This window comes from Novosphingobium aureum (assembly GCF_015865035.1).
GTDB lineage: Bacteria > Pseudomonadota > Alphaproteobacteria > Sphingomonadales > Sphingomonadaceae > Novosphingobium > Novosphingobium aureum.
Window position 1 is genome coordinate 1 of the sequence record NZ_JADZGI010000014.1, and the last position, 7,995, is coordinate 7,995.

Genomic DNA, 7,995 nt, shown 5'->3' on the forward strand with positions numbered 1-7,995 from the left:
GCCTTTGCTGGCGATTTTCGCAAGGAGGGTTTGGGCTTCATCTTCGTTCCTTCGTCACTACGACGAAGCCCAAACCCTCCTTAAATCTCAACCCCTAATCTGTGCCATGGGCGCTGACGCCGGACAAACATCGGCTCGGGAATGTCGATCTCGGCCAGCCCCACCGGGGCGGCCTATTGCGGCTCGAAAGCCGCCGTGCTGATGACCACCAGGACCGCGGCCCGCGCGGCCGGGCAGTACGGCATCCGGATCAATGCAGTCCTGCCCAGAGCGGTCGAGACGAGCATGCTGATGGGCAACATGACCGGCGATGACGACAAGGACGGCTTCCTGTCCCGCATGGAAAGCTTCAGCGCCCTGGGCAAACTCGCCCATGCACGGGACATCGCCGAGGCCGTACTTTTCCTGGCAGGAGATCGCAGCTCGGCCATCTCCGGAGTGGCGATCCCGGTCGATGGCGGGGCTATCCCCGGCGCCTGATCGCCGATCCTGTCAGCGGGCCTGAACGGGGCCATCGCGCAACGCTTGCAGTCCAGGTTCGTTGAACGAGCTTCAAGAGCTTTCAAGGGAAGTACGGACATGACGCTGACAGGCCGCGAGATGCGCACGCATATTGACGAAGAGGGAACGCTGACCCTTTCGTTGCAAAGCGTCACGTCTGGCGAACCCGGCGATGACGAAGTCATCGTGCGCGTGGAAGCCGCGCCCATCAATCCCAGCGATCTTGGCCTTCTTCTCGGCCCCGCCGATGTCGCGTCACTGGAAAGCTCGGGCGACGAGACCGTGCGGTTTCACGTACCCGAGGAGCGTCTTGCCAGCGTATACGGCCGGCTCGGGCAGTCGCTGCCTATCGGGAACGAGGGGGCCGGAACCGTGATCGCGGCCGGGCGCAATGCCAAGGGCCTGGAGGGCAAGACCGTCGGCATGATCGGCGGAGGCATGTACGCCGACTATCGCCGCATCGCGGCACGCGATGTCGCGGTGCTGCCCGAGGGGACAACTGCCGCCGAAGGTGCAGCGATGTTCGTGAACCCGCCGACGGCTCTCGGGTTCGTCGAGACGGCGCGCATGGAGGGCCACAGTGCCATCGTCCACACCGCCGCAGCGTCCAACCTGGGCCAGATGCTGCAGAAGATCTGCCGCGCCGACGGCATTCCCCTCGTCAACGTGGTCCGCTCCCCGGAGCAGGCCCGGATCCTGCGGAACATCGGCGCGCAGCACGTCGTCAACAGCCGGGACGAGGACTTCACTGTGCAGCTTACAGCGGCCATCCGCGAAACCGGTGCGACAATCGCCTTCGATGCGATCGGCGGCGGCACCTTGGGCAGTGAGATCCTTCACGCGATGGAACGCGCAGCTTCGCAGAATGCGTCCAGCTACAGCCGCTACGGCTCGGATACCTTCAAGCAGCTCTACATCTATGGCGGTCTCGATCCGGCGCCCACCACGCTGAACCGGACAGGCTTCGGATTTCAGTGGTCTGCCGGCGGTTGGCTGCTCTTCCCGTTCCTGCAGAAAGCCGGGAAGGAGACCGTGACGCGCATGCGCCAGCGTGTCGCGGCCGAACTCACGACGACCTTTGCGAGCCGGTATACCCAGGTCATTGGCCTTGCCGAGGCCCTACAGCCGGACGTGCTGCGGCGTTACGAGCGAAAGGCGACCGGAGAGAAGTACCTGATCGATCCCCGGCTCGGCTGAGCGCCGCACGCGCGGGGCGAACGGCGCAGGGGTCAGCCGAGCTTCGCCATGAGGCGCCCCGCAGCGCCCTGCTCGGCGGCAAGGTTGCGGTTGTAGGCGAGCGGCATGCGCGGGCTCTTCCAGCGCAGGGCATCCATGATCCCGGCCAGGTCCTCGCCGCTCGCGAACAGGTCCTGGTTGAGGCCGACCCGTGTCGAGTGTGCGGAGATGCCGGTAAGCACGCGCTCCAGATCGTCGCGGGTCAGGTCGGGGAGCGCCCCTGCCTCGAAGGCGCGCACCACCATCGCGCGCCAGATCGGGCCGATCGAGCCGGGATGGAGCGCCTTTTCGCCGACGGTGTAGTCGGTGCGGGCCGGGACCGCGGCCTTGCCCCTAAGCTTGGCGAGGTCCCACGCCTCGCGCCCCGAGATCGTCTCGATCCGGCGCGGCTTCACCGCCGCGCGCGCCTTGTAGCGGCGCACCTGGACGCGGCGGAACAGTGGCCCCTCCTCGATCCCTGCCGCCGTCTGCCAGGCCGCGATGGCGCGTACCGAACGCGGCGAGAGATAGGCCGTGGCCCCCTCCCCGTCCGGATCGCCCTTGCTACGCGGAACCGCGAGCAGCCGGGCTTCGGGATCGAGCGCTTCGAGGATATGTTCGAACGCGATGGCCACGAGCTCACTGGCGCGCAGTCCTGTGTCGTAAGCGACCGAGAGCAGTGCGCGGTCGCGCAGCCCGGTGAGATCCTCGCCTGAAGCCTCGAGCAGCGCGCGCACGTTGAGCCCGCAGGGGCGATCGCGCGCGACATCCTTGACCGGCCCCTTGAAGCGCAGCGGACGCGCCTGCGCCTGGGCCGAGCCCACCGCGCGCCGGTGCGCGGCGAGCGTCAATTTGACCAGCTCCGCCTTTGTCGGATCGGGCAGCCCCAGCAAATGGTGGATCTTGGCAAGCGAGGCCTTGTAGCGGCTGAGCGAGGCGGGCCTCGCGCCCTCCCCGGCCCGCGCCTCCAGATAGGCCGCGACCTGCGACGAGGTGGCAGGAAGCGCGGCCAGCCCCTGGCGGCGGCACCACAGGTCGAAGGCCTCGAGGTCGGATTTCAGGGCGCGGATCGAATGGGGCGAGGACGCGGCTTCGTAGGCGGCAAGAAGCGCGGCATCGAGCACGACACGGGCCTCAGCCTTCATCTTGACGACCGCCCAGCCCAGCCCTTCGAGCGGACGCGCCCGACGCACGGGGCCGAGGCCGCCTGCCGGATCGCTCCGACCGGCCGGCCCCGCGCCTGCGTTATCCCCGTTTTGCGTCACTTCCCCCGCCTCCTTCGCCGTGCCTATCCTAGCCTCTTCTATAAAGAGACGTCAAATCCGGTTATGCGATAACTGTAATTATCACCTGTTTATGAAATGACCCTACGACCAGTTGTGTAGTTATCCTGCAATCACTACACATCGGGTCATGGAGCCCTGCGATCCCTGGTCCCCCGAAGACACCCTCGACGCGCGCGACCTCGCCCGCGCGCAGGCGCGTTCAGCCCATGCGCTGGGCAGGCTCGATGGCCGGCTCGCCAGCCTCCCAGCGCTCGAAGAACGTCTGTTTTGCGCCGATCTGGTGCGCCGCACGCTGCTCGGCGCGCTCACGCAAGCGGGCTATCTCGATGCTCCGCAGCGCTTTGATGCCTGGTTTGCGGGCCTCGCGCGTGGGCCCGAGCGTGTGCCCGAAGCGCCCTCCTCGCCGCTCGCGATCGTGCGCGCCCTCCTCGCCGAAATGGCCCGCCATCCGTGGGAACCGCTCGCCCTGACAGCGCAGACGCTTCAGCGCTGCGCGCGCTTCGTCGGCGATGCCATGACCCTGTCGCCCGAGGAGCAGGCGCGCGAAGTATATGCGACGAGCCGCGCGCTCGATCGGGCACGCGCGCTGGTCGAAGCCCTACCCATGGACGCCGACGGCCCGCTCCCCTTCGCTGCCCTGGCAGCGCTGTGCACCGCGGCTACGCACGACCCGGCCTTTGCCCCGATGGAAGCGGGCGTTCGCACTTTCGACACAGGCGAGACCTGGGTCGCGCTCGCGGGGCTGCGCCCGATCACGCCGCTCTGGGCGCTCGATGTCGCCGTGAGCGCCCACCTTGCGCGGCGCAAGTCGCTGGCACGTGCGCTGCCGATGCCCGGTCTATTTACCACCGAGCGCCTGTTAATGGCCCATGCGGCGGATCGACAGAGGCTCCAACTTGCCCTTGCTCTCAATGTCGTCGCCACCGCGCATCTGGCGGCGCTCGATACGGCGCACGCGCGCGCCGCGCTCCTCACGCAGCGCCTCGCCGGGCTTCGTCGGAACTCGCGCGCGGGCGCGGCCTGGATTTTGCTGGCTGGGTTTGCGCCGCTTGGGCTCGACCAGTTGATGGACGCCATCGGGGTCAGCCGGCGCGGGACTTACGCGCTCAGCGCGGCGTTAACCGAAGCCGGATTGGCCGAGCGTCAGTCGGGTCAGGGCAAGGTCCAGCTGGTCGCCACCGAACGCGCGAAAGCCAAGGAGACCCCGGGCCCGGTCTTTTCCGGCGCGCTTGGCACGGCCGTCGAAGAATTTGACGACGCGATGGCCGACCTCGACCGCCTGCTCGCGCGGCCCGGCAATCAGGGGGCCACAGGAAGGTAAGGAACGCCGATCCGACGCGGCGCGCGCATGCGCCGTTGCAGCAGCGTGCGCACCGCCTTGCGCGCTTCGCAGCGCGCGGCGAAGGAGCGTTGCTTGCCCTGCCCAACGGACCCGATCCGTCCCCAGGTCCAGGTCAGCGTGGTCCATCCGAACAGGTCCTCGGCGACCTCGACCTGCCAGCGACGCGCGAGTCCGCGCACCGGGTCGCGGGCTTCCAGCGCGAGGCATCCGCCGGCTGGTGCCAGCAGCTGGTTGAGTGTCGTCTCGATGTCCATGGGACACGTTTTACGCGCGCGCAAAGGCCGCGATCCAACGCGAATTTTGAATCACAGGCCGCTTGCTGATTCACGCAGGCGATTACAGGATCGGCCGGCGGATGTGGACAGCCGCCAGGCCTCAAAACACCGCCAGTTCTGGATGACACCTGCCGTTGCAAACGGTAAGCGGCGTGCATGAGATCCCTGCTTTGTTTCCTGGGCCGGCACGAGCCCTCGCGGCAATCCATCGCGCGCGACAAGCAAGGGCAGGACGTTGCCTTGTGCACCCATTGCGCAGTTCCCCTGATCCGCACTTCTGCGCGTCGCTGGCGCCCTGCTGGCCCTCAAGGTTTGTAGATCCGGACAAAAGTATGACGCTCAAGAGTGCCTGACGGCCGGCACCAGCGGATTTGGACGGCCGATGGGAAGGTTCCGCTAGCCCAAGGGAACCAATTTTCGTTGCGTTTATTTCGAATATACGCTACTGAATTGCTCTACCACGGAGAGTTCCCATGACATTGCCTGCGCATTCAGAGCCGTTCGGCGGCCATATGCCGTCGGCTGATGACCGTCAGATCGCGAACCAGCTTCGTCGCATGCTGGCGGCCCAAAAGTCGGGTGAAGCGACATTGCGTGTCCATGAGCCGGAATCAAAAAAGCCGGTCGAAATTACTCTCACGCCCGCCATGTCTGATCTGTTTTTGGAATTGCTGCGCCATATCGGCAGCGGCAGCGCGGTAACACTCGTGCCGATCCAGGAAATGCTGACAACGCAGCAAGCCGCCGACCTCCTCAATGTGTCACGTCCCTACCTGATCAAGCTGCTTGAGCAGGAGGCGATGCCCCACACTCTGGTCGGACGTCATCGCCGCATCCGGGCCGATGACGTGTTTCGCTACAAGGCGCAGCGCGATGATGAACGTTCGCGGGCTCTCGACGAACTCATCAGTGGCGATGCCGACCTGGTCTGACCCGTGTTCGCAAACCGCTACACGGCCCTCATCGATGCCTGCACGCTCGTCAGTGTCTGGCGGCGCAACTTGCTGCTATCGCTTGCTGAAGCCGAATTTTTCCGCATCCGCTGGTCAGAGCCCATTCTGACCGAGACCAAGGCAGCCCTGATCAAAATGGCGCGAGAGCGCGGTCTCGCTGATCCTGAGGCCCGAGGACTTCGAGCGGTAAAGGCCATGCAGACAGCCTTCCCGGAAGCCATGGTGAAAGACTTCTCGCTGATTGGCAGCGCTCAGCTTGGCTTGCCCGACCCCGGCGACGAACACGTCATCGCCGCTGCCGTCAAAACGCAAGCCCAGGCCCTCGTCTCCGAGAATCTGAAAGATTTTCCGGCTGACATCCTCGGCCAACTCAAGATCGAGGCACGAAGCGCCGACGACTTCATTGCCGACACCATTGCCCTTGAAGAGGGGCGGGCGATCGCTGCCATCCGAAAAATGCGCGAGCGCCTGATGCGACCTGAAATGTCCCCTGAAGACTTTTTACGGGCCTTGGAAGCCAACGGCCTGCTCGAAACAGCTTCCGTCATCACGCCCCACCTCGGCTCTATCTGAGGGCTCGTTTTCAACATCTTCGACCCTTTCTAGTCGCTGAGCGGTCGATTTTGCGTCCCTAGGTGCGGTCCGTCTCCTTTCCCATTTTGGATGCCCAAGAGGGCCGGTAGGCGACTGTCGCGTTTAGAGAAGCGTGAGTGAGATAGCTGCCGATGGGACACATTGAAAAACATCTCTGCATAGGGTTTCTGACACATTTTCAATCCGTCGGGGTTTTCCGTAAAGTCGCCTCCCTGCGAATGCCAAGAAGCGCCGTGCGCGACGTATTTTTGACGGAATTGTGCGCCCGCTGTATGGAAAACATGTGTTTTGCGGCACTATGGCTTTCCCATTTCCCCAATGTCTGTGATGGCATTTCGGGATTTTGCAATTGGAAACAGGTTTTGGGAATGCGAAGCCGAGCGAAGACCGTCGGCGTAGTCGGCGGGGCGACTCTCCCGCTACGCTTTCCCAATCGGGGAATCTGAATCAACGCAAACTCTTGGATCTATTGCTCAGCCGTCAGTTCTCGGCAACGTCGGGCATGGACAGATACCCAAGTACGGCGCGACGAACCCTTATCATGAGCGGCGCCTGTCCTTCTTCGCCCCGTTCGCCGGCGGCATCGAGCATCCCCCGGATGATCGCCAGCACGTCGCCGGTGGCAGATGGCATGTCGGATTGCCGAGGGATATCTGGTCGGGTGAGGATGTCTGCCAGGATGGTCACGATCCTTGCTCTTACAAGCTGCGTGTCGGCATCGAGCGGCAGGCGCGCTTCCTCGAAATCGAGCAACCGTGCCAGGCGAGGGCGGCGCACTTGGTGCCGGACAGCGGCTTCGATGACGCCATCGAGAGCCCCCCGTCCGGTAACCACCATGCTCGCAGCCTCGACTTCCTCGACAAGGCGGGATGTTTCGCGGGCGATCAGCGCGCCGAGCAGCGCATTCTTGTCGGGAAAGTATTGGTAAAGCGTGCCGATGCTGGCGCCGGCCAGTTCAGCCACCGCGTTCGTAGTGAAACCACCATGCCCCTGCTCCTCCAAAATGCGAGCAGAGGCTTCGATGATCGCGTTCACGGTGTGCTGCGCGCGCACCTGCCGTGGCTGTTTTCGTGGGCGGGTGCGCTGATCCTTGGGCTGTACGGTCATGGGAGCCAATGCGAGTAGCTAAGGTGAGCAGATGCTCGCATCTTCCTGTGCGTCAATCAACAACGCAAGGACGCATCATGGATACCCGACCGACCGAGTTCGAAGCCGCGCTCACCATATTCTTCATGGTCAAGACCTCGCCGGAATGGCTGGGTTTTACGTTCGAAACCCGACTGGCACACGCCCGCGAGACCTTCCAACCCATTCTTGATGATTTCAAAGATCGAGTTCGGCTCAAGTGGTACGACGTTGAGTTCTACACGGCCAAAATCAGCGATATCTGGATGATCGAGTCAAAGGATCATCACAGCTACCAACTCTTCTGCGAGAAGCTACGCGAGACGCCGTTCTGGGACCGATTCTTCCTCGTTCATGACATATTTCCGGGTGAGCTGAACGCCTGGGCGAAGAATTATGAGGTCGAAGCCCTTCGATCATAGAAAGATGGACGACGTAGGCTCACCTCGTTGTGTTACTCCGCTCACCGCCGTTCGCGGGTAGCGGAGCAGCATCCTCACGCTCCTAGCGTAACGGGGGATTCTCGGATTTCGATCGCTTGTAGGAAAGGGCAATTGATTCATGAGCTGTTTGCTACCTGTCCGGCGTCAGCGCCCATGGCACAGATTAGGGGTTGAGATTTAAGGAGGGTTTGGGCTTCGTCGTAGTGACGAAGGAACGAAGATGAAGCCCAAACCCTCCTTGCGAAAATCGCCAGCAAAGGC

9 protein-coding genes are annotated in these 7,995 nt (G+C 63.7%); 6 read left to right on the forward strand and 3 right to left on the reverse strand.

The window, feature by feature from the left end; all coding sequences use genetic code 11:
• Nucleotides 1–129: 129 nt before the first annotated feature.
• Nucleotides 130–480 carry an SDR family NAD(P)-dependent oxidoreductase gene (locus tag I5E68_RS19865; protein ID WP_323982239.1) on the forward strand — a complete coding sequence of 117 codons (351 nt, stop codon included), beginning with the start codon at nucleotides 130–132 and terminating at the stop codon, nucleotides 478–480.
• 99 nt (nucleotides 481–579) lie between these two features.
• Nucleotides 580–1,698, forward strand: a complete 1,119-nt coding sequence (locus I5E68_RS19870; protein ID WP_197167462.1) for a zinc-binding dehydrogenase — start codon at nucleotides 580–582, stop codon at nucleotides 1,696–1,698.
• Between the two features lie 32 nt (nucleotides 1,699–1,730).
• Here the strand turns inward: I5E68_RS19870 and I5E68_RS19875 are convergent, their stop codons facing one another.
• Nucleotides 1,731–2,861, reverse strand: coding sequence for a site-specific integrase (locus tag I5E68_RS19875; protein WP_197167471.1), 1,131 nt, complete (start codon nucleotides 2,859–2,861; stop codon nucleotides 1,731–1,733).
• A 268-nt stretch (nucleotides 2,862–3,129) separates the two neighbouring features.
• Here I5E68_RS19875 and I5E68_RS19880 point away from each other — a divergent pair, with 268 nt between their 5' ends.
• On the forward strand, nucleotides 3,130–4,323 hold the full coding sequence (locus tag I5E68_RS19880; RefSeq protein WP_197167463.1) for a hypothetical protein: 1,194 nt from the start codon (nucleotides 3,130–3,132) through the stop codon (nucleotides 4,321–4,323).
• Here the strand turns inward: I5E68_RS19880 and I5E68_RS19885 are convergent.
• A complete protein-coding gene (locus tag I5E68_RS19885) occupies nucleotides 4,302–4,598 on the reverse strand; it encodes a WGR domain-containing protein (protein ID WP_197167464.1) in 297 nt (98 codons plus the stop codon). The two genes, I5E68_RS19880 and I5E68_RS19885, sit on opposite strands and share 22 nt — an antisense overlap.
• A 494-nt stretch (nucleotides 4,599–5,092) precedes the next feature.
• Between I5E68_RS19885 and I5E68_RS19890 the strand changes: the two genes are divergently transcribed.
• Entirely contained in the window at nucleotides 5,093–5,551 is a 459-nt protein-coding gene (locus I5E68_RS19890; RefSeq protein ID WP_197167465.1) for a helix-turn-helix domain-containing protein, read from the forward strand.
• Nucleotides 5,552–5,554: 3 nt separating this feature from the next.
• Nucleotides 5,555–6,145: a PIN domain-containing protein gene (locus I5E68_RS19895; protein WP_197167466.1), complete on the forward strand. Its 591-nt coding sequence runs from the start codon at nucleotides 5,555–5,557 to the stop codon at nucleotides 6,143–6,145.
• Between the two features lie 501 nt (nucleotides 6,146–6,646).
• On the opposite strand, the gene I5E68_RS19900 is transcribed toward I5E68_RS19895, so the two are convergent.
• The gene (locus I5E68_RS19900) at nucleotides 6,647–7,273 is read right to left on the reverse strand and encodes a TetR/AcrR family transcriptional regulator (RefSeq protein WP_197167467.1); all 627 of its coding nucleotides are present in this window, start codon (nucleotides 7,271–7,273) and stop codon (nucleotides 6,647–6,649) included.
• Between the two features lie 77 nt (nucleotides 7,274–7,350).
• Here I5E68_RS19900 and I5E68_RS19905 point away from each other — a divergent pair, with 77 nt between their 5' ends.
• Nucleotides 7,351–7,713 (forward strand): darcynin family protein, encoded by a 363-nt coding sequence (locus I5E68_RS19905; protein ID WP_197167468.1) that lies wholly within the window; start codon nucleotides 7,351–7,353, stop codon nucleotides 7,711–7,713.
• Nucleotides 7,714–7,995: the final 282 nt, after the last annotated feature.

Excerpts from the sequence above, each read along its gene's own strand:
- I5E68_RS19870 (WP_197167462.1), top strand. The coding sequence starts at position 580 with ATGACGCTGACAGGCCGCGAGATGCGCACGCATATTGACGAAGAGGGA.
- I5E68_RS19875 (WP_197167471.1), bottom strand. The coding sequence starts at position 2,861 with ATGAAGGCTGAGGCCCGTGTCGTGCTCGATGCCGCGCTTCTTGCCGCC.
- I5E68_RS19880 (WP_197167463.1), top strand. The coding sequence starts at position 3,130 with ATGGAGCCCTGCGATCCCTGGTCCCCCGAAGACACCCTCGACGCGCGC.
- I5E68_RS19885 (WP_197167464.1), bottom strand. The coding sequence starts at position 4,598 with ATGGACATCGAGACGACACTCAACCAGCTGCTGGCACCAGCCGGCGGA.
- I5E68_RS19890 (WP_197167465.1), top strand. The coding sequence starts at position 5,093 with ATGACATTGCCTGCGCATTCAGAGCCGTTCGGCGGCCATATGCCGTCG.
- I5E68_RS19900 (WP_197167467.1), bottom strand. The coding sequence starts at position 7,273 with ATGACCGTACAGCCCAAGGATCAGCGCACCCGCCCACGAAAACAGCCA.
- I5E68_RS19905 (WP_197167468.1), top strand. The coding sequence starts at position 7,351 with ATGGATACCCGACCGACCGAGTTCGAAGCCGCGCTCACCATATTCTTC.